The sequence below is a fragment of the Actinoplanes sandaracinus genome (assembly GCF_030009775.1).
In the GTDB taxonomy this organism is placed as follows: Bacteria; Actinomycetota; Actinomycetes; order Mycobacteriales; family Micromonosporaceae; genus Actinoplanes; species Actinoplanes sandaracinus.
The window spans coordinates 125,560-145,668 of sequence record NZ_JASCTH010000001.1 but is presented as its reverse complement, the minus strand read 5'-3'; the positions used below and the strand labels follow the sequence as shown (position 1 = coordinate 145,668).

At 72.7% G+C, this 20,109-nt stretch carries 14 protein-coding genes and 1 pseudogene; 11 read left to right on the top strand and 4 right to left on the bottom strand.

The genetic code is table 11. The annotated features are described in order from the left end of the window. Positions 1-63 precede the first annotated feature (63 nt). Together QLQ12_RS00670 and QLQ12_RS00665 are read left to right on the top strand one after the other, a co-directional pair. On the top strand, positions 64-1,671 hold the full coding sequence (locus tag QLQ12_RS00670) for an ABC transporter transmembrane domain-containing protein (protein ID WP_282756897.1): 1,608 nt from the start codon (positions 64-66) through the stop codon (positions 1,669-1,671). Beyond that, positions 1,668-3,398 (top strand): ABC transporter ATP-binding protein, encoded by a 1,731-nt coding sequence (locus QLQ12_RS00665; RefSeq protein ID WP_282756331.1) that lies wholly within the window; start codon positions 1,668-1,670, stop codon positions 3,396-3,398. Before QLQ12_RS00670 ends, QLQ12_RS00665 begins: the two co-directional genes overlap by 4 nt. Before the next feature lie 482 nt (positions 3,399-3,880). Here the strand turns inward: QLQ12_RS00665 and QLQ12_RS00660 are convergent, their stop codons facing one another. Further along, positions 3,881-4,996, bottom strand: coding sequence for a hypothetical protein (locus QLQ12_RS00660; RefSeq protein WP_282756329.1), 1,116 nt, complete (start codon positions 4,994-4,996; stop codon positions 3,881-3,883). Between the two features lie 143 nt (positions 4,997-5,139). Continuing rightward, a pseudogene (locus tag QLQ12_RS00655) lies at positions 5,140-5,622 on the bottom strand (SigE family RNA polymerase sigma factor); the annotation flags it as partial. Between the two features lie 460 nt (positions 5,623-6,082). Here QLQ12_RS00655 and QLQ12_RS00650 point away from each other — a divergent pair. From QLQ12_RS00650 to QLQ12_RS00625, 6 genes are read left to right on the top strand one after another with little or no spacing between them, the layout of a single operon-like run. Further along, positions 6,083-8,113, top strand: a complete 2,031-nt coding sequence (locus QLQ12_RS00650; protein ID WP_282756327.1) for a bifunctional aldolase/short-chain dehydrogenase — start codon at positions 6,083-6,085, stop codon at positions 8,111-8,113. After that, positions 8,110-9,525, top strand: coding sequence for a rhamnulokinase (locus tag QLQ12_RS00645; protein WP_282756325.1), 1,416 nt, complete (start codon positions 8,110-8,112; stop codon positions 9,523-9,525). The genes QLQ12_RS00650 and QLQ12_RS00645 overlap by 4 nt, the downstream gene beginning before the upstream one ends. Before the next feature lie 2 nt (positions 9,526-9,527). Then, a complete protein-coding gene (locus QLQ12_RS00640) occupies positions 9,528-10,262 on the top strand; it encodes a (Fe-S)-binding protein (protein WP_282756323.1) in 735 nt (244 codons plus the stop codon). Then, the gene (locus QLQ12_RS00635; protein ID WP_282756321.1) at positions 10,259-11,752 is read left to right on the top strand and encodes a lactate utilization protein B; all 1,494 of its coding nucleotides are present in this window, start codon (positions 10,259-10,261) and stop codon (positions 11,750-11,752) included. Before QLQ12_RS00640 ends, QLQ12_RS00635 begins: the two co-directional genes overlap by 4 nt. Continuing rightward, on the top strand, positions 11,752-12,354 hold the full coding sequence (locus QLQ12_RS00630) for a LutC/YkgG family protein (RefSeq protein WP_282756319.1): 603 nt from the start codon (positions 11,752-11,754) through the stop codon (positions 12,352-12,354). The genes QLQ12_RS00635 and QLQ12_RS00630 overlap by 1 nt, the downstream gene beginning before the upstream one ends. Positions 12,355-12,392: 38 nt before the next feature. Then, positions 12,393-14,336: a ricin-type beta-trefoil lectin domain protein gene (locus QLQ12_RS00625; protein ID WP_282756317.1), complete on the top strand. Its 1,944-nt coding sequence runs from the start codon at positions 12,393-12,395 to the stop codon at positions 14,334-14,336. Positions 14,337-14,340: 4 nt separating this feature from the next. On the opposite strand, the gene QLQ12_RS00620 is transcribed toward QLQ12_RS00625, so the two are convergent. Together QLQ12_RS00620 and QLQ12_RS00615 are read right to left on the bottom strand one after the other, a co-directional pair. Beyond that, positions 14,341-15,144 (bottom strand): inositol monophosphatase family protein, encoded by an 804-nt coding sequence (locus QLQ12_RS00620; protein WP_282756316.1) that lies wholly within the window; start codon positions 15,142-15,144, stop codon positions 14,341-14,343. A 95-nt stretch (positions 15,145-15,239) separates the two neighbouring features. Next, positions 15,240-15,614 carry a response regulator transcription factor gene (locus QLQ12_RS00615; protein WP_282756314.1) on the bottom strand — a complete coding sequence of 125 codons (375 nt, stop codon included), beginning with the start codon at positions 15,612-15,614 and terminating at the stop codon, positions 15,240-15,242. 86 nt (positions 15,615-15,700) lie between these two features. Between QLQ12_RS00615 and QLQ12_RS00610 the strand changes: the two genes are divergently transcribed. From QLQ12_RS00610 to QLQ12_RS00600, 3 genes are read left to right on the top strand one after another with little or no spacing between them, the layout of a single operon-like run. Continuing rightward, complete coding sequence (locus tag QLQ12_RS00610; protein WP_282756896.1) at positions 15,701-17,812, top strand: histidine kinase dimerization/phospho-acceptor domain-containing protein; 2,112 nt, start codon at positions 15,701-15,703, stop codon at positions 17,810-17,812. A gap of 46 nt (positions 17,813-17,858) precedes the next feature. After that, a complete protein-coding gene (locus QLQ12_RS00605; protein ID WP_282756312.1) occupies positions 17,859-18,956 on the top strand; it encodes an efflux RND transporter periplasmic adaptor subunit in 1,098 nt (365 codons plus the stop codon). A 58-nt stretch (positions 18,957-19,014) separates the two neighbouring features. Continuing rightward, a complete protein-coding gene (locus tag QLQ12_RS00600; protein ID WP_282756311.1) occupies positions 19,015-20,109 on the top strand; it encodes an efflux RND transporter periplasmic adaptor subunit in 1,095 nt (364 codons plus the stop codon).

The window sequence follows — 20,109 nt, the reverse complement described above, 5'->3', positions numbered from 1 at the left end:
GTGGTGGATGCGCGCGGACCGGTCCGATTCCTGTGGTGGCTGTTACGGCAACTGAAAGGTCATGTGGCGCTCGGCGCGGTCTTCGGGTCACTGTGGTTCGCCAGCATGGCCGCCACACCGTGGCTCATCTCGCAGGCCATCGACCGCGGTCTCACGCCTCGCCGCACCGACGTGCTGCTCACCTGGGCCGGGGTGATCCTGATCGTCGGCGTGGCCAGCGCCTGGCTCGGCATCATGCGGCACCGCAACATGACCCGCCTGCGGCTGGCCGCCGCGCTGCGCACCGCCGACGTGGTGATGACCCACGCCACCCGGCTGGGGGCGGCCCTGCCCCGCCGGGTCACCGCCGGTGAGGTGGTCACCATCGGCATCTCCGACGTGTGGACCGTCGGCCGGGCGATGAACGTCGGCGGCGTCGGAACGGCATCGGTGGTCGCGTTCGGAGTGATCGCGGTCCTGCTCCACCAGATCTCCGGCATGCTCGCCGCGGTGGTCCTGACCGGGGTGCCGGTGCTGGCACTGATCATCGCGCCGCTGCTGCGCCGCACCCAGCGGGCCGGCGCGCGGTACCGCGAGCACCAGGGCGTGCTGAACGCCCGGCTCGTCGACGTCGTCGGCGGCCTGCGGGTGCTCAACGGCCTCGGCGGCAAACAGACCCACCTCGCACGGTACGAGAAGGAGTCCGCCCGCCTGCGCGACCAGGGTTACCGGGTGGGCGGCCCGTCCAGTTGGATCGGCGCGCTCGGCGACGGCCTGCCGGTGGTCTTCCTGGCCGTGGTGATCTGGCTGGCGGCGCGCCTCGCGGTGACCGGCGGCCTGACCGCCGGGCAACTGGTCGCGGTGTACGGCTACACCGCCATGCTGGTCATCCCGGTGAACGTGATGATCTTCGTGGGGTTCGACGTCACCCGGGGGGTGGTCGCCGCCCGCCGGATCACCGACTTCCTGCGGCTGCCCGAGGACGACCCCGGCGGCGGCCCGGCGCCCGACGGGCCGTCCGTTCTGCACGACCCCGAGTCCGGGGTGCGCGCCGAACCCGGCCGGCTGACCGCGCTCGCCGGCGACCGGCCCGCCGACACGGCCCGGGTTCTCGACCGCCTCGGCCGCTATCTGCCGAGCGACGCCACCTGGGGTGGCCGCCCGCTCGCCGGGATCGCCCAGCCCGAGATCCGGTCCCGCATCCTGGTCGCCGACCACGACGCGGACCTGTTCGCCGGGCCGCTGCGCGAGGTCGTCGCCGGGCGGGAGGACCCCGACGACGACCGGGTCCGCCTGGCTCTGGACACGGCCGTCGCCCACGACGTCGGCGCCGACCTGGACCGGACCGTCGCGTGGGGCGGGCGCAATCTGTCCGGCGGCCAGCGGCAGCGGGTCCGTCTGGCCCGCGCGGTCTACGCCGACCCGGAGATGCTGCTCGCCGCCGAGCCCACGTCGGCCGTCGACGCGCACACCGAGGCCGCCATCGCCGACCGGCTCAGCCACGCCCGCGCCGGCCGCGGCACCGTCCTCGCCACCACCTCACCGGTGCTCCTGGACCGCGCCGACACCGTCCACTACCTGGTCGGCGGCCGGGTCACGGCCACCGGCACCCACCGCGAGCTGCTCGTCGCCGAACCCGGCTACCGGGCACTGGTCGCCCGCGCCTTCGGCACCGAAGAGGACGACGCATGAGCACACTCCTTCCCATCGCCGGCCGGCGCGAGGTCGCGCGGGCCGCCCGCCGGCTGATCGCGGCCGACCGCCGTCCCGTCATCGGCATGCTCGCCGTCACCTCGCTGGCCGCTCTCGCCGGCCTCGGCGGCCCCTGGCTGCTCGGCCGGGTCATCGACACCGTCGCCGCGGGCGGCGGCGTCGCCGACGTCGACCGGCTCGCCCTGGCCGTGCTGCTCTGCGCGGTCGCGCAGACATGGCTGTCGCGGTACGCGCTGGCCGCCGCCTACCGGTTCGGCGAACGGACCGCGGCCCGCATCCGGGAGACGTTCCTGCGCCGGATCCTCGACCTGCCCGCCGCCGTGGTCGAGCGGGTCCCCGCCGGCGACCTCGCGGCCCGCGGCAGCACCGACGTCGACACCATCGCCAACGCCCTGCGCGAGCTGATGCCGCCGATCTTCGTCGGCGTCATGCAGATGCTGTTCCTGATCGCCGCGGTCGTCCTCCTCGATCCGCTGCTCGGGATCCTCGGGGTGATCGGTTTCTCCGGCATCTGGTTCGTCACCCGGTGGTACCTGCGCCGCGCCCGGGACGCCTATCTGCTGGAGGGTGAGGCCACCTCCCGGCTCGCCGACGAACTCGCCGCCACCACCGAGGGAGCCCGCACCATCGAGGCGTTCGGCCTGCACGAGCGCCGGTTCGCCGCCGGGCACGCCGCGCTCGCCGAGACCCGGCGCACCCGGCTCGCCACGCTCGCGCTGCGTAGCGTCTTCTTCCCACTCGCCGAGACGTCGTACGCGGTGCCCGCCGTCCTCGTCCTGGTGCTCGGCGGGCTGCTGCACATCGACGGCCGGGTCAGCGTCGGCACGGTCGCCGCGGCTGTGCTCTACCTGCGGCAGCTCGTCGGCCCCCTGGACAGCATCCTGATCTTCATCGAGCAGCTGCAGGCCGGCAACGCCTCCTTCGCCCGGGTCGAGGGCATCAGCGCGGTGGGAGCCGCGCCGACCACCGAGACCCGCCGGCCGGCTGACGAGCGGATCGAGGTGCGTGGCGTCCGTTACGCCTACGACCAGGGCCGTGACGTGCTGCACGACGTCGAACTGACCGTCCGGCCCGGGGAGCGGCTCGCCGTGGTCGGCCTGTCCGGCGCCGGCAAGTCCACCCTGGGCCGCCTGATCGCCGGCGTCGACCGGCCCACCGCGGGCAGCGTCACCGTCGGCGGCGTGCCGATCGCCGACCTGCCGCCGGACGAGCTGCGCCGCCACGTCGTCCTGGTCACCCAGGAACACCACGTCTTCCGGGAGACGCTGCGCGGCAATCTGATGGTCGCGGCGCCCGACGGCGAGTTGCGGGAGGCGCTACGCACGGTCGGCGCCGACTGGGCCGACGACCTCGACCGTGACCTCGGCGAGAACCCGCTCGACGGAGCGCAGGCGCAGCAGCTGGCGCTGGCCCGGGTGGTCCTCGCCGACCCGCACACGGTCATCCTCGACGAGGCGACGGCGCTGCTCGACCCGACGGCGGCGCGGACGGCGGAGCGGGCGCTCGCGGCGGTGCTGCACTCCCGCACCGTCATCGCGATCGCCCACCGTCTGCAGACCGCCCACGACGCCGACCGGGTCGCCGTGATGGACGACGGCCGCATCATCGAACTCGGCACCCACGACGAGCTGGTCGCGGCCGGCGGCCCCTACGCGGCCCTGTGGAACTCCTGGCACGGCGGCGACAGCGTCGGGGTGCGCCGATGACCGACCGCATCGACGGGGACCGACCGGATCGACGGGGATCGACCGGATCGACGGGGACCGACCGGATCGACGGGGACCGACCGGATCGACGGGGACCGACCGCATCGACGGGCTGCGAGACCGGGTCCTCCCGCGGGGCCACGCCGTCCGGTGGCGTATCGGACGGCAGGAGGGCCCCCGTGGACCCGCCCAGCTCGGCGAGCTTCTGCTTCGTGAGTGAGTTCTTGCTTCTCGGGTGTGTTTCCCATGGAGGGCGACCACCGATGCTCGGCTCCCTCAGCGAAGATCGGCTGCCTCCGGCAGAGACTCGCCCGGCCGGCGATGGTGTCCCGCTGAATGTCGACACCCGTTGTGGGTGTAGCCCACACCCACAACGGGTGTCAGGTTCCAGGACGCATGTGGTGCTGGGGCGAGATCTGGAGGCCTGCGGTGCCGGGATGAGATCGGCGAGGTGCGGTGAACGCGACGCCCGCCGGCTGCCGTCACCAGGTGGCCACGTCGCCCAGGTCGGCGGCCGGGCGGTAGCCAGCCAGCACCCGCACGGCTTCCGGCTCGGTGACGCCGTTGCCCCACGAACCCCAGCCGTCGCGGATCAAGCCCACGAAGCACGAGTGGACGATCATCTTCAGGGCCCGGTTCCCTTCGCGTTCCACCTGGTACGGTCCGGCGGTCAGGTCGCCCTCGGTTTCGGTGGGGCGCCACTCGGGGCTCGAGCGTTCCACGCGGACGTTGAACCACCGTTGCGCGTCGCCCGCCAGGAGCGACCCCTCCTCGAAGCCGCGCGCACCTAGTTTCACGCTGCACGACAGGGTGCGCATGCCGGCTGGCAGGTCCGTCAGCCGGAACGGCACCACACATCGCTGGGCGCTGTCGAACCGGATCCCTCCCGCCGCGGCCAGCAGCCCCGCCTGGTCGGTTCCGAGGATCTGCAGGCTGGCCCAGAGGCCCTCGGCGGGTTGCCATCGGACCGTCCAGTTGCCCGACTCGCCGGACTCGCCGGACTCGCTGGACTCGCCGGACCTGCCGGACTCGCCGGTCGCGGCCTCCACGGCCTGGCTGTCCACCCAGGCCCGGCCCGGCTGGCCGCCGACGGCCACCTCGACCTTCGTGACCGGCTTGCCGCTGGAGCCCAGCGTCTTTCCGGCCTCGTTCAGGCTCTTCTCGGACCCGGCCAGCTGGAACAGCGCCGAGGTGCTGCCGCCGCGTGCCTCGACGCTTTCGGAGCCCGCACCGGACGACCAGGTCACATGGTCGGCTCCGGCCACCAGGTCCCGGGCGGTGAAGTGCAGGGTGCCCGGGTCGGCACCGACGAGGTCCGGCCGGGCGACCGCTCCCGGGCTGCCGGGCGAGCCCGGCAGCGACGGCGCGGCCGCGGGCGGCGGGCCGGGTAGATCGAGGTCCGGCGTGACCAGCACCGTGACGGCCATGACGGCGGCCGCCGTCGCCGTGCCGAAAGCGGCCAGTGCCCGGCGCCGCCGCTTGATCCGGCCACCGTGCCGGCGCGCGTGCCGTACCAGAGGCTCCGGGTCGATCCCGCCGCCGGAACAGGCGCGGGCCTGGAGCGCGGCAGCGATCCGCTCGTCGAGGTCATGCGACATCAGAGCACTCCCGTCGAGGCAGAGGCAGAGCCAGAAGGAGAGGCAGCGGCAAGAGGGGCGGCGGCAGTAGGAGAAGTGGCGGCGGTAGGAGTGGTGGCAGGAGTGGTGGCAGGAGTGGTGGCAGGAGTGGTGGCAGGAGTGGTGGTAGCGGCGGGCGTCGGTGGATGAGCGGAACGTAACGAGGCCAGGGCGCGCATGGCGTGGGTGCGGACCGTCCCCGCCGAACATCCCATGAGCTCCGCGATCGCCGTGTCGCCGAGATCCTCGTAGTAGCGCAGCACGATCACCGTCCGCTGCCGGAGCGGGAGGGATGCGACGAGGCGCCACATCGCGTCGCGCTCGGCGAGCGCGGTCGCCTCGTCGGCGCCACCGGCCCGGTCGGGGAACACCGGCACCGCTATCTCGTGACTACTGCGCCGGCGCCACCAGGAGTGATGGGCGTTCACCAGCATTCGGCGGACGTACTGGTCGGGTTGCTCGGTCCGAGCGATGCGCCGCCAGCGGGCGTAGGCGCGGGCCAGCACGTCCTGCACCAGATCCTCGGCGCGATGCTCGTCGCCGGTCAGCAGACGTGCCAGCCGGACCAGCGCCGGTCCCCGCGCGTAGGCGTACTCCTCGAACGTCACGCCCTATTCAACGCGGTGAGTGCCGTTGCGCGTAGACACCAACTCCCAAGATTCCGGGAGAGCTGCCTCAAGGGCGTTGAAACAGCGCTTCCAGTCTCTCGTGACGTCCGTGTCGGCCGTGACGTGACGTCGTGTCGGCCGTGACGTGACGTCCGTGTCGGCCGTGACGTGACGTCCGTGTCGGCCGTGACGTGACGTCCATGTCGGCCGTGACGTGACGTCCGTGCTGGGCGTGACCTACGTCCGTGCTGGCGTGAAGGAAGGTGGCCGCTCGGGTGTGGGCAGCCGGCCGGGGCGGGGCCTTGACCCGGGCGAGCGGGCGTGCGTAATCTACCGGTGTCTCTGAAACGTTTCACGACCCTGCTGATGAAACGGCACCGCGAGCGGAACACCGCGAGAGAAACGACCGCGGATGGACGCGACCACAGAAGAACACGACGCCGAAGAGAAGCGGACCCCCATGACCAACCCCGTAGTCTCCGAGCTCATCGCCCGCTCGAACCGCCTCGGCGCGGATCCGCGGACCACCAACTACGCCGGCGGCAACACCTCGGCCAAGGGCGCCGACACCGACCCGGTCACCGGTGACGCGGTGGAGCTGGTGTGGGTTAAGGGCTCCGGCGGCGACCTCGGCACGCTGACGGAGAAGGGTCTGGCCGTGCTGCGCCTCGACCGGCTGCGCGCGCTGACGGGCGTCTACCCGGGCGTCGAGCGCGAGGACGAGATGGTCGCCGCCTTCGACTACTGCCTGCACGGCCGCGGCGGGGCGGCGCCCAGCATCGACACCGCGATGCACGGCCTCGTCGACGCCCCGCACGTCGACCACCTGCACCCGGACGCCGGCATCGCGATCGCCACCGCCGCCGACGGCCCGGCCCTGACCAAGGAGATCTTCGGCGACCGGGTCCTCTGGGTCGACTGGCGCCGCCCGGGCTTCCAGCTCGGCCTCGACATCGCCGCCGCGCACCGGGCGAACCCGCAGGCCATCGGCGTCATCCTGGGCGGTCACGGGATCACCGCGTGGGGCGCGACCAGTGACGAGTGCGAGGCCAACTCCCAGGAGATCATCAACACCGCCGCGAGCTACATCGCGGAGCACGGCCGCGGCGCGCCTTTCGGCGCGACGATCCACCGGGCCCTGGAGCCGGGGGTACGCCGTGAGCGCGCCGCCGCCCTCTTCCCGGTGATCCGGGGCCTCGCCTCCACCGACCGCCCCCAGGTCGGGCACTACACCGACAGCGACGTGGTGCTGGAGTTCGTGGCGAGTGAGCGCCTGGCCGAGCTGGCCGCCCTGGGCACCTCCTGTCCCGACCACTTCCTGCGCACCAAGGTCAAGCCGCTGGTCGTCGACACCGCCCCGGACGCGCCGCTCGACGACGTGGTGGCCCGGCTGACGGAGCTGCACGAGGCGTACCGGGCGGACTACCGCGGCTACTACGAGCGGCACGCGACAGCGGACAGCCCGGCGATCCGTGGCGCCGACCCGGCGATCGTGCTGGTCCCCGGCGTGGGCATGTTCTCCTTCGGGACGAACAAGCAGACCGCCCGGGTGGCCGGCGAGTTCTACGTCAACGCGATCAACGTGATGCGCGGCGCCGAGGCGATCTCCCGTTACGCCCCGATCGACGAGTCCGAGAAGTTCCGGATCGAGTACTGGGCGCTGGAAGAGGCCAAGCTCCAGCGGATGCCGAAGCCGAAGGCCCTGGCGGCCAGGGTCGCGCTGGTGACCGGCGCCGGCTCCGGCATCGGCCGGGCGATCGCGCTGCGCCTGGCCGCCGAGGGCGCCTGCGTCGTGGTCAGCGACCGCGACACCGGGGCCGCCGCCGCGGTCGCGGCCGAGATCGGTGGGACCGACGTGGCCGTCGCCGTCGCGCTCGACGTCACCGATGAGGACGCGGTGGCCGCCGCCGTCCGCGAGACGGTGCTGGCGTTCGGGGGTGTCGACCTGGTCGTCAACAACGCCGGCCTGTCCTTGTCGAAGTCGCTGCTGGACACCACCGCCCGCGACTGGGACCTGCAGCACGACGTGATGGCCAAGGGCTCCTTCCTGGTGTCCCGCGAGACCGCCCGGGTGCTGATCGCGCAGGGCATGGGCGGCGACATCATCTACATCTCCAGCAAGAACTCGATCTTCGCCGGGCCCAACAACGTGGCGTACGGCGCGGCCAAGGCCGACCAGGCGCACCAGGTCCGCCTGCTGGCGGCCGAGCTCGGCCCGCACGGCATCCGGGTCAACGGCATCAACCCCGACGGCGTGGTCCGCGGCTCCGGGATCTTCGCGGGCGGCTGGGGCGCCGACCGGGCCGCCGTCTACGGGGTGCCGGAGGAGAAGCTCGGCGAGTTCTACGCCCAGCGCACGCTGCTCAAGCGTGAGGTGCTGCCGGAGCACATCGCCAACGCGGTCTTCGCCGTCACCGGTGGTGACCTGACCCACACCACCGGCCTGCACGTTCCCGTCGACGCGGGCGTGGCCGCGGCGTTCCTCCGATGACCGGCGTTTTCGCGGCCGTCGATCTCGGGGCGTCCAGCGGGCGCGTCGTGACCGGCCGGCTCGGCGGGGGAGAGCTGACCCTCGACGTGGTGCACCGGTTCCCGAACGAGCCGGTGCGCGTGGGAGTGACCCGGAACAGCGAGGGCACCCTGCACTGGGACATCCTGTCGCTCTACCGCGGCGTGGTCGAGGGGCTGCGCAAGGCCGGGCCGGTGCGGAGCATCGGCATCGACTCGTGGGCGGTCGACTACGGGCTGATCGACTCCAGCGGGGCGCTGCTCGGGAACCCGGTGCACTACCGGGACGCGCGCACCGACGGGATCGCCGGCCGGGTCAAGGATCTCTACGAGGTCTGCGGGCTGCAGACGCTGCCGTTCAACACGGTGTACCAGCTGCTGGCGGCACGGGAGACGCCGCAGTACGAGGTGGCCGCCCGCCTCCTGATGATCCCCGATCTGCTGGCCTACTGGCTGACCGGGGAGATCGGCGCGGAGTACACCAACGCGTCGACCACGGGGCTGCTCGACGTCCGTACCCGGGAATGGTCGTCGTCCTTGATCGACGAACTGGGTCTGCGCGGTGACCTGCTGCCTCCGGTGCGGCATCCGGGGTCGGTGATCGGGACCTACCGGGGGACGCCGGTGATCGCGGTCGGGTCGCATGACACGGCCAGCGCCGTGGTGGCCGTTCCGGCGACGGGACGCGATTTCGCGTACATCTCCTGCGGCACCTGGTCGCTGGTCGGCCTGGAACTGGACCGGCCGGTGCTGAGCGCCGCGTCGCGGGCGGCGAACTTCACCAACGAGGGCGGCGTCGATTCGACGATCCGCTACCTGCGCAACGTCATGGGGCTGTGGCCGCTTCAGGAGTGCCTGCGCGAATGGGGTTCGCCCGACCTGCCGCAATTGCTCGAAGCTGCGGCGTCTGAGCCCGGTCTGGCGTTCGTGGTCGATCTGGACGACCCTGTGTTCATGCCGCCCGGCACCGGAGCCGGCTCGACGAGCATGGAGGGGCGGCTGCGCAAGCTGGCCGGCCTGCCCGCCGACGCGGGCCGGGCGACGCTCGTGCGCTGCATCCTGGACAGCCTGGCGCTCGCTCAACGGCGTGCGGTGCGCCAGGCCCGGGAACTCGCCGGGCGTACGGTGAGCGTCGTGCACCTGGTCGGCGGGGGAGCGCGCAACGAGTTGCTCTGCCAGTTGACCGCCGACGCCTGCGGGCTGCCGGTGCTGGCCGGCCCGGTCGAGGCCACCGCGATCGGCAATCTGCTCGTGCAGGCCCGCGCCGTGGGCGTGGTGGACGGCGGCCTGGGTGCGCTGCGGGCGCTGGTGCGCGAGACTCAACGGATCGTGCGCTACGAGCCCGGCGTCTCCGACGAAGCTTGGGCCGCGGCCGCCGCACGCGTGGGGAGGTGACCGTGCGGATCGCGTTCTTCGCCACCTGCCTGGCCGACACTCTGTTCCCGGAGGCGGCCAAGGCCACCGTGCGGCTGCTGGAGCGGCTCGGCCACGAGGTCGTGTTCCCGAACCAGCAGACGTGCTGCGGGCAGATGCACATCAACACCGGCTACCAGAAGGAGGCGTTACCGCTGGTCAGGCGGTACGCGTCCACGTTCGACCGATACGACGTGACCGTGGTGCCGTCGGGATCCTGCGCCGGGTCGATCCGGCACCAGCACGCCATGGTCGCCTCGGCCTACGGCGACGCCGGCCTCGCGTCCCGCGCCGCCGACGTGGCCGCACGCACCTACGAACTGTCCGAACTGCTCATCGACGTGCTGAAGGTCGAGGACGTGGGGGCGTACTACCCGCATCGGGTCACCTACCACCCGACCTGTCACAGCCTGCGGATGACACGGGTCGGCGACAAGCCGCTGCGGCTGCTGCGGCAGGTGCGGGGGATCGATCTCGTGGAGCTGCCGGCGGCCGAGCAGTGCTGCGGGTTCGGCGGGACGTTCGCGCTGAAGAACCCGGAGACCTCGACGGCGATGCTCGCCGACAAGATCACCGACATCGTCTCCACCGGCGCTGACGTGTGCACCGCGGGCGACACCTCCTGCCTGATGCACATCGGCGGTGGCCTGTCCCGCCTGCGCGCCGGTGTGCGGACGGTCCACCTGGCCGAAATCCTGGCTTCGACGGAGTCGTCATGAGCACTTTCCTGGGCATGCCCACCACGGCGCCGCGCGGGGTGGGGCATCTGCGCGGCGACCGGACGTTCCCGGAGGCGGCCCGGGACGCGCTGAAGAACGATCAGCTACGGCGCAACCTGCGACACGCGACGACGACGATTCGCGGCAAGTCCGGAAAGGTCATCGCGGAGCTGCCGGACTGGCAGAGCCTGCGTGACGCCGGGTCGGCGATCAAAGCAGGCGTGCTGGCCCAGCTCCCGGAGCTGCTGGAACAACTGGAGGCCCGGGTCACCGAGGCCGGTGGCGTGGTGCACTGGGCCGCCGACGCCAACGAGGCCAACGCCATCGTCACCGGCCTCGTCCGGCAGACCGGCTCGGACCGGGTCATCAAGGTCAAGTCGATGGCCACCCAGGAGATCGGCCTCAACGAGGCTCTCGAAGCAGCCGGGATCACCCCCGTCGAGACCGACCTCGCCGAGCTGATCGTGCAGCTCGGCCACGACAAACCCAGCCACATCCTGGTCCCCGCCATCCACCGGAACCGCTCCGAGATCCGGGACATCTTCCTGCGCGCCATGCCCGGCGTCGATCCGGCGCTGACCGACGACCCGCCGGTACTGGCGGCGGCCGCCCGGCGGTACCTGCGCGAGACGTTCCTGTCGACGACGGTCGCGGTCAGCGGGGCCAACTTCGCGATCGCCGACACCGGCACGCTCGGGGTGGTCGAGTCCGAGGGCAACGGCCGGATGTGCCTCACCCTGCCGGACACCCTGATCACCGTGATGGGCATCGAGAAGGTGCTGCCCACCTGGCGTGACCTGGAAGTCTTCCTGCAGCTTCTGCCGCGGTCGTCGACCGGTGAGCGGATGAACCCGTACACGACGATGTGGACCGGGGTCACGCCCGGCGACGGGCCGCAGAAGTTCCACCTCGTGCTGCTCGACAACGGGCGCACCGCCGTCCTGTCGGACCCGGCCGGGCGGCAGGCGCTGCACTGCATCCGGTGCTCGGCCTGCCTCAACGTCTGCCCGGTCTATGAGCGCACCGGGGGGCACTCCTACGGGTCGGTCTATCCGGGCCCGATCGGGGCGGTGCTGTCCCCGCAGCTCACCGGGGTCGCCGACAACGCCTCACTGCCCTACGCGTCGTCGCTGTGCGGGGCCTGCTTCGACGCCTGCCCCGTGAAGATCGACATTCCGTCGCTGCTGGTGCATCTGCGCAACCGGGTGCGGCACCCGGCCGCCGAGCGGGCCGCGATGGCCGCCGCGGCCTACACGATGGACCGCCCGAAGCTGTACGCGTCCGCGCAGCGGGCCGCCAAGCTGGCCCGCATCGCCGGCCGCCGTGGGCGCGGCCTGCCTCCGCCGCTGTCCGGCTGGACCGCCGGCCGTGACCTGCCCGAGTTCCCGAAGCAGACCTTCCGCGACTGGTGGGCCGAGCGCGCTTCGCACCCCGAGCCCGCTTCGCACCCCGAGCCCGCTTCGCACCCCGAGCGAGCTGAGGAGACGTGATGAGTTCCCGCGAACTGATCCTGGACCGGGTGCGGGCCGCGTTGCGGGACGCCCCCGTGGTCGCCGAGGCGCCCCGCGACTACCGGCCCGCCGGAGCCGCCCCGCCCGACCTGGACGTGCTGGTCGACCGGCTGGTCGACTACAAGGCCGAGGTCCACCGGGTGGCCTCGGCCGAGGTGGCGGCGACCGTCGCCGGGCTCGTCGCAGAGGGGGGCGCGGTGCTCGTACCCCCTGGTCTGCCCGAGATGTGGCGTCCGGAGGGCGCCTTCGCCGACGACGGCCTCGCGCCGGACCGGATCGCCGCCGCCGACGCCGTCCTCACCGCCGCCGCCGTCGCGGTCGCCGAGACCGGCACCATCGTCCTGGACGCCTCACCCGACCAGGGCCGGCGCGTCATCTCCCTGCTCCCGGACGTGCACGTCATCGTGCTGCGCCCCGACCAGGTGGTCGCGTCGGTCCCGGACGCGATCGCCCGCCTCGACGGGCGGCGTCCACTGACGTGGATCAGCGGCCCGTCCGCGACCAGCGACATCGAACTCAACCGGGTCGAGGGCGTGCACGGCCCTCGTCACCTGCACGTTCTTCTCCTCACCGACGGATAGGGCGACATCTCCGCCCGAACTGATCTATACATCTACAGGTGTTGAAGAGATTGCTGAGCGCCGCGGCGGTCGCCTCGCTGGTGGCCGCCGCGCTGCCGGTGGCAGCCGCCGCGGCCGAACCGGTGCCGATATCGAACCCGTATGTGTTCACCGCCGACGATGTCGGACTCATCGACGGCGGAGACCGGGCCGGGGCGGTCGGCCGGATCCCGGAGATGGACGCCTATCTCGGCGCCAAGAAGCCGATCCTGCGTCTCGACCTGTTCTGGAACGACGTCCAGCCGGTCGAGGGCGGCCCGATGGACTGGACCGTGAACCGTCTCGACGAGCAGGTCGACGCCGCCTACGAGCAGGGCATCCGGGTGCTGCTCATTCTCGACTACTCGGCCGCCTGGGCCAACGCCGCGGGCCGCACCGAACACCTGCCGTCCGACAACGCGGCGTGGGAGAGGATCGTGGCCGCCACGGTCGACCACTTCGGGCCCAAGGTGCAGGCGTACGAGGTGTGGAACGAACCGAACATCACCACGTTCGGCAACCACGGCGACAACAGTCCCGCGGTGCGGGCCGGACGCTACTGGGACCTGGTGGAGATCGCGTCCAAGGCGGTCAAGGCCCGGTGCGCCGCCTGCCTCGTGCTGGCCGGCGGCTCCGCGGGCGGGGACGTCGACGCCACCGCCACCCCGATCCGCAACGACAACGAGCCCGCCGACTGGCTGGAGATCGCGTACCGGAACAACAAGGGCGCCTTCTTCGACGCGGTCACCGTCCACCCCTACCCGGACATGGGCGGGGGCCACCTGCCGTCGTACGCCAGGACGTCCTGCGCCAACGGCGTCTGGTACCGGTTCTGGTCCGGCTTCGGCCCGGACGGTGACGTCGACTGCGGCGGCCTCGCCGCGCTCCACGACGTGATGGTCCGCAACGGCGATGGGCACAAGAAGATCTGGGCCACCGAGTTCGGCTTCTCCATGCTCGGCCCGCGCGAACCCCTGGCCGCCCGGTACGTCCGCGACGCCCTGGAAGAGGGTGTGCGCTCCTGGCGGATGCGGCCCTACGCGGGCCCGCTGTTCGTCTACTCCTTCCAGCAGCCGAGCCCGGCTCACCCGATCTGCGCGGAACGGCCGGGCGAATGCCACTTCGGCCTGCGGGACGCCGCCGGGAACCCGAAGGAGCCGATGTACTCCGACGTCGGCGCCGCCCTGCGCGGCGACTCCTGGCCGTCGGCGCTGGTTTCGGGCCGCTCCCTGTTCCGCGGCTCCGCGCTGCGCTCCGGCAACGGCAGGTACACGCTCTGGATGCAGGGCGACGGCAACCTGGTCCTCTACGAGGTCACCGCCGCCGGCAACCGGGTCCTGTGGGCCCGGGGCGGGCAGAAGGCCTACCGCCTGACCGGTCAGGACGACGGCGACCTGGTCCTCTACGACCACACCAGAGACCACACGGTCAAGCCGGGCGACACGTTCGCGAACCCGGCGATTTGGGCCTCCGGCACCGCCGGCAAGGGCGCCTCCACGCTGCGCCTGCAGAACGACGGCAACCTCGTCCTCTACCGCGACAGCGACAACACCGCCGTCTGGGACACCGCCACCTACACGGTGTCGCTGATCAGCGCCCTCAACGGCAAGTGCCTCGACGTGCCGTCGGCCACCTTCGCCAGCGGCGCCCGCCCGCAGATGTACCCCTGCAACGGCACGTCCGCCCAGCAGTGGATCCACTCCGACGAACGCGTCCTCACCAAGAACAACCTGTGCCTCGACGTCAAGGGCGGCGCCACCGCCAACGGCGCCGTGGTGCAACTGTGGACCTGCAACGGCGGCGCCGCTCAGCGGTTCCAGTTCACCAGCGCTGGCAGCCTGCTCAACCCGAAGTCGGGCCGATGCGTCGACATCCCCGGCGGCAACGTCGCCGACAACGTGCTGCCGCAGATCCGCGACTGCGACGGCTCCGCCGCCCAGCGCTGGCGCAAAGCCGGAGTCTGACGGCTCAGGCGCCGCCGCCCTGCTGACTCGCGACGAGCGCCAGCAGGGCGGTGTGCGCCGGCTCGTCGGCCGCCACCACGAGACCGCCGCGGCCGGTGTGCGGTGGCCGGCCGTCGAGGTCGGTCACCACGCAGCCGGCCGCCTGGCAGAGGGCGATCCCGGCCGCGAAGTGGACGCTGTCGCGCAGGTGGCCGTCGGTGACGTAACCGGCCCGGCGGCCGGCGGCGACCCAGGCCACGGCCAGCGTCGTGGAGACCACCCGCGGCCGGAACCGCCCGATGAAACCGTCGTCGGCGAGCATCCGGGCGGCGAGGAAATCCGCCCGGTTCGGAAACGGCGGATCGAGGTTGAGGTCGACCAGGTTCGACTCGGCCGACGGGACGAGCGGCTGGTCGGCGCCGCCGCGACGGACGTACGCGCCGTCGCCGCCGGTCCAGAACACCTCGTCGTTGAACGGGTCCGCGGACGCCGCGACGCTCACCCCGGCGCCGGTGCGCAGGGCGACGTTGACCGAGACGAGCATGTTGCGTACGGCGTAGTTCAGCGTTCCGCACAGCGGATCCACCAGCCACAGGCGCTCGCCGCCCTCCGCGCCGGTGCGCCCGCTCTCCTCACCGAGCACGACGTCGTCCGGGCGCGCGGCCCGCAACACGCCGAGGATCGCCTTCTCGGCCTCGACGTCCGCGATCGTGGCGAAGTCGCCCGCCCCCTTGGCATAGCGTTCCAGCGATGACCCGTAATGCCCGCGGACGACCGCAGCACCGGCCTGAGCCGCCGCGATTGCCAGCTCCCCGTCAGTGATCGACATCCGTGGACTGTAGACGCCATGGGCGACCGGGCCGGTGGTGGGGAACGGTGCGGCCCTGAATCGGCGGAGCGGGGTGGCCGTACGCGAAGGGGGTTTCAGAGGGTCAATGCCTCCACGCGGTGCAGGAGGTCCTGGGCGCTGAAGGGTTTCGGCAGGTAGTCGTCGGCGCCGGCGTCGAAGGCGGCGGCCACCTCCAGCCAGCGGCCACGCTCGGTGAGCAGCAGGATGGGGACGTCGGCGGTGTCGCCGGCGGTGCGCAGGGCGTGGCAGACGGCGGGGGCGGTCATGTCGTGGCCGAGCGCGTCGAGGGAGGCGTCCAGGACGGCGCAGTCGGGGCGGCGGGCGTGGGCCGCGCGAAGGGCGGCCTGACCGGTGTCGCGGGCCGAGACGTCGAGCCCGGCGGAGCGCAGCACCGTCTCGATGATGCGCAGCAGGGTCGGATCGTCGTCGACCACGAGAACCGAAGCCATCATCACTCCTCCGACCGGCGCGACCACGATCACCGAAGCGATCACAACGCCCTTGATCACTCCATAGAGTAATTGCCGTGCCGCGGATGGGGGACCGGAACGGGTGGAGCACCGGGCGTCTGCTGCGGGCCGGGATGCTGCTGACGCTGGCCGCCGTCACGGCGGTGGCGGTCACCGGGCTGCTGCGCAACGGCGAGAGTCTGCGGGCGCAGGACGCGGTGCGGCAGTCGAGCGTGCTGCTGGAGCGCATCGGTGAGCTGCGGACGGCTGTCGACGCGCGGGGATCCGGCGGCCCGGCGGCCGCCGACGTGGTGCGGCCGCGGGTGGCCGAACTCGCCGCCCTGGCCGGCCCGGACCCGGTGCACCATGAACTCCTGCGACGGATCGACCCGGCCGGTGACGTCGCCGGGCTGCGGGCCGCCGTCGACGAGATGCGCCGCCACGAGCAGATCCGGCTGGACCGGCGGATCGGCGAGGCCTCGGCCGTCGCCCGCAACAGCCGCTGGATGATCAGCTGGGTGGCGGTGCTGTGCGGGCTGCTGGTGCTGATCGGCGGCCAGATGCTGGTGCGGCGGTTCACCCGGGCGGCGGCAGAGATCACGGCGGCGGCCGGCCGGGCCCGGCGCGGGGAACCGGCGCTGCCCGTGACGGTGCGGTCGCCGCGTGAGCTGGCCGAACTGGCCGCGGTGTGCAACGCCTCGGCGGCCGCGCACGCGCGGGCACGGGACGAGGCGAAGACGGTCACCGCGGCCGGATCGGCGTTCCTGAACGCGATGAGCCACGAGATCCGCACGCCGATGACCGCGGTCACCGCGATGACCGGAATGCTCCTGGAGACGGACCTCGACGAGCGGCAGCGGGAGCTGACCGAGACCGTCCACGCCAGTGGGACCGCACTGCTCGCGGTCGTCGACGACCTGCTGGAACTGGCCTTGATCGAGACTGGTGAGCTGCGACTGGAGCGGCGGCCGTTCGCGCTGCGCGGCTGCATGCGGCGGGCCATGGAGCCGGTGACGGCGCAGGCCGAGGCCAACGGGCTGCACCTGGCCGGGCACCTGGCGGCGGGCTGCCCGGAACGTGCCCGCGGCGACGAGCAGCGGGTGCGGCGGATCCTGACCGCGGTGCTGCGGCAGGCGGTGGCGAACACCGAGCACGGCGCCGTCACGGTCACCGTGTCGGCGCAGGAGGACGGCGACCGTCTCCTGGTTCGTTTCGCGGTCCGCGACACCGGCCTGGGAGTGGCCTCCGAACGGCGACCCGACTCGGGTGCGCTGCTGGCGTGGCGGCTGGCCGCGTCGATGGGCGGAGCCATCACCACCGACTGCCGTCCCGGGAAGGGCACCACGGTCACCGTGGCGCTGCGGCTGGAGACGGCGCGGCAGCCGGAGCGGCCCGGCCGCTCGGCGCCGGCCGGCCGGGAGAAGTCGCTGTTGGTGCTGATCGCCGAGGCCGACCTGGTCGGCCGGCGGCTGACCCGGCGTCTGCTGGAGCGCCGCGGCCACCGGGTGGTGACGGTCACCGACGGGGAGGCGGCCGTGGAGGCGGTGCAGCGAGACCGGTACGACCTGGTGCTGATGGGCTCCGGCCTGCCGGTTCTGGACGGCCCGAGCGCGACGGGACTGATCCACGCCGAGCCGCCGCGGCACGGGGCGCCGCGCATCGTCGCGGTGTGCCCGGGACCTGAGGACCATGAGGATTTCGTCAGAGCGGGCGTGGACGGGATCCTGACCGGACCGGTCGACGCCGGAGAACTGGAGAGGGTGCTGGCCGCCGCCGCGTACGCCGACGTGCGCCTGGCCGGACTCGGGCCGCTGCCCGGGCCCGGTGACGGCGAGTCCGCCACCATCCGGGCCTGCGTCGACGTGATGGCCGGACCGGACGCCGAGGCCGCGGACCGCCGCCGTCTCGCCGAGATCCTGCACAACTTCGCCGACCGCCTGCCGGGCCTGCTGGACCGGATGGACTCCGCCGCCGCGAGCGGCGACACCCGCAACCTGGCGCGTCTCGCCCACAGCCTGAAAGCCTCCTCGGCCACCCTCGGCGCGAACCGTTTCGCCGCCCGCTGCGCCGACCTCGAGGACCGCGCCCGCCATGCGCCCGAAGCCTCCCCTGAGGTGCTTCGTGACCTGCACGAACGCGCCCGCGAGGTGGGCGAGACGATGGAGACGATCTCCCGCCAGCTCACCCGCGCTTCTTGATCATTTGGTACGGACGGGGCCAGCCGAACAGCCACAATCTAGGATCGTGAGCGAAAAATCGGGCGAAAAACGAAGCAAGCGTCGTATTCGGCTGATCGGCGCCGCGATCGTCGCGATCGGAGCCGTGACCGGGGGCGCGCTGGCCGCCCTGAACCGGGGCGGTGGGGACACCCCGGCCGCCCTCGTCGTCGCGATCGCCGACCGGGGCGCGGTGACCCTCGACGTGGCCACCGTCGGCACCGTGGAACCGGCCATCACTCGCGCCCTCTCCTTCACCGTGGCGGGCACCGTGGAGTCGGTGGGGGTCCGCGCCGGCAACCGGGTGACCAAGGGCCAGACCCTCGCGGTCCTCGACGACGCCGAGGCCACCGACGACGTCCGGGACGCCGAGGCGGGCCTCGCCGAGGCCCAGGCGCGACTCGGCGAGGCGAGGACGGTCGCGGCCCGCACCACCGCGAGCGCCACGACCTGTGCCCAGGTGGTGGTGGCGGCGGCGAGCGCGTGTCCGACCATGGGCTTTCCCGACACCGGCGCCGACCGGGTGTTGACCGCGGAGCAGGAGGTCTACCGGGCTGCCCGCGCGGTCGAGAAGGCGGAGAAGGCCCTCGGCGGCACCACCCTCACCGCCCCGATCGCCGGGACCGTCGTCGCCGTCGAGGGCGAGGTCGGCGACCAGGTCGAGGGCGGGTCGGCGTTCATCAGTCTGGCCGACACCCACACGATGCAGGTGCGGGCCGACTTCCCGGAGGCGGACGCGGGCTCGCTCACCGCCGGGCAGACCGCCACGGTCACCCTGGCCGGCTCCGACAGCGTGTACGACGCCCAGGTGCTCCAGGTCGACCCGGCTGGCACCTCGGACGGGACGCTGGTCCGCTTCGGCGTGGTGGTGGCCTTCGCCGACTCCCCGGCCGACCTGCTCGCCGGCCAGCGCGCGCAGGTCAAGGTGCGCACCGGCGAGGTGACGGACGTGGTCCGGGTGCCGTCGACGGCGGTGCACGACATCGCCGGCGGGGCGGGCACCGTGCTGGTGCGCGACGGAAACCAGTCGGTCGAGCGCACCGTGGCCGTCGGGCTCCGCGGGGACCAATACACCGAGATAACCGACGGACTGGCCCAGGGCGACCAGGTCGTACGTTCCTGGTAGGAGGGGGAATACCGGCGAACACCGGACCACGAACGGGCCGGAAGGCCATGATGACGGTGTGAAAGCGTTTCGTCGTCCCAGCACGGCGGTGAACGCCCTGCTGGCCCTGCTGATCGTCGGCGCCGGTCTCTGGGGTTGGACCCTGCTGCGCGACCCCTCGGAGTCCAGTGGCGCGAGCGCGTCCGGGATCCGCACGGTCACCGCCACCCAGGGCACCGTCACCCGGACCGTCTCCGCCGACGGCGCCGTGGTCAGCGCCGCCACCGCCACCGCCACGTTCGGCACCTCCGGCACGGTCACCGAGATCGGGGTGAAGGTCGGCCAGGAGGTCGCCGCGGGCGCCCTGCTGGCCCGGGTCGACGACGCCGACGCCAAACGCGACCTGGCGCTGGCGGGCGCGAACCTGACGGCCGCCAAGGAGGCCCTGGCCCGGGCCGAGAACGCCGGGACCGACACCGGCATCGCCTCCCACGCGGTGACCGAGGCCGAACTGGCGGTCGACGAGGCGGAGGCGGCGGTCGCAGGCACCCGGCTGACCGCCCCGATGGCCGCGACCGTGGTGGCGGTCAACGGAACGCTCGGCGGTTCGTCCAGCGTCACCGGCCGGGACAAGGCCGCCGGTTTCGTCGACCTCGCCGATCTCACGAAGCTGCAGATCACGGCGGCGTTCTCCGAGTCGGACGCGACCGAGCTGAAGGCCGGCCAGAGCGCCACGATCGTCTGGAACGCGCTGCAGAACGCCGAGACCACCGGCGAGGTGGTGGCCGTCGACCCGACCGCCACCGGCGAGGGCGACGTGGTGACCTACGGCGTGACGGTCAGCCTGCCGAACCCGCCCGAGGGCGCCAAGCCGGGCCAGACCGTCACCGTCTCGGTGGTCACCGGCAGCGTGGAGAACGCGGTCATGGTGAACTCGGCCGCCGTCGTCGCCACCGGCAACCGCAGGTCGGTGACCGTCCTGGACAGCGCCGGCCGCCAGGAGACCCGCCAGGTGCAGGTCGGCCTCGAGGGCGAGGACGCGTACCAGATCACCTCCGGCCTGACCTCCGGCGAGCGGGTGGTGGTGCCGACCACGAGCACCGCCACGACGGACACGCGTGACGGGAGCGGTGTGCCACCCGGCGCGGCGTCCGGCGGGACAGGCGGGCGCTGA

Excerpts from the sequence above, each read along its gene's own strand:
- QLQ12_RS00645 (WP_282756325.1), top strand. The coding sequence starts at position 8,110 with ATGACCGGCGTTTTCGCGGCCGTCGATCTCGGGGCGTCCAGCGGGCGC.
- QLQ12_RS00650 (WP_282756327.1), top strand. The coding sequence starts at position 6,083 with ATGACCAACCCCGTAGTCTCCGAGCTCATCGCCCGCTCGAACCGCCTC.
- QLQ12_RS00630 (WP_282756319.1), top strand. The coding sequence starts at position 11,752 with ATGAGTTCCCGCGAACTGATCCTGGACCGGGTGCGGGCCGCGTTGCGG.
- QLQ12_RS00635 (WP_282756321.1), top strand. The coding sequence starts at position 10,259 with ATGAGCACTTTCCTGGGCATGCCCACCACGGCGCCGCGCGGGGTGGGG.
- QLQ12_RS00620 (WP_282756316.1), bottom strand. The coding sequence starts at position 15,144 with ATGTCGATCACTGACGGGGAGCTGGCAATCGCGGCGGCTCAGGCCGGT.
- QLQ12_RS00665 (WP_282756331.1), top strand. The coding sequence starts at position 1,668 with ATGAGCACACTCCTTCCCATCGCCGGCCGGCGCGAGGTCGCGCGGGCC.
- QLQ12_RS00615 (WP_282756314.1), bottom strand. The coding sequence starts at position 15,614 with ATGGCTTCGGTTCTCGTGGTCGACGACGATCCGACCCTGCTGCGCATC.
- QLQ12_RS00660 (WP_282756329.1), bottom strand. The coding sequence starts at position 4,996 with ATGTCGCATGACCTCGACGAGCGGATCGCTGCCGCGCTCCAGGCCCGC.
- QLQ12_RS00610 (WP_282756896.1), top strand. The coding sequence starts at position 15,701 with ATGGGGGACCGGAACGGGTGGAGCACCGGGCGTCTGCTGCGGGCCGGG.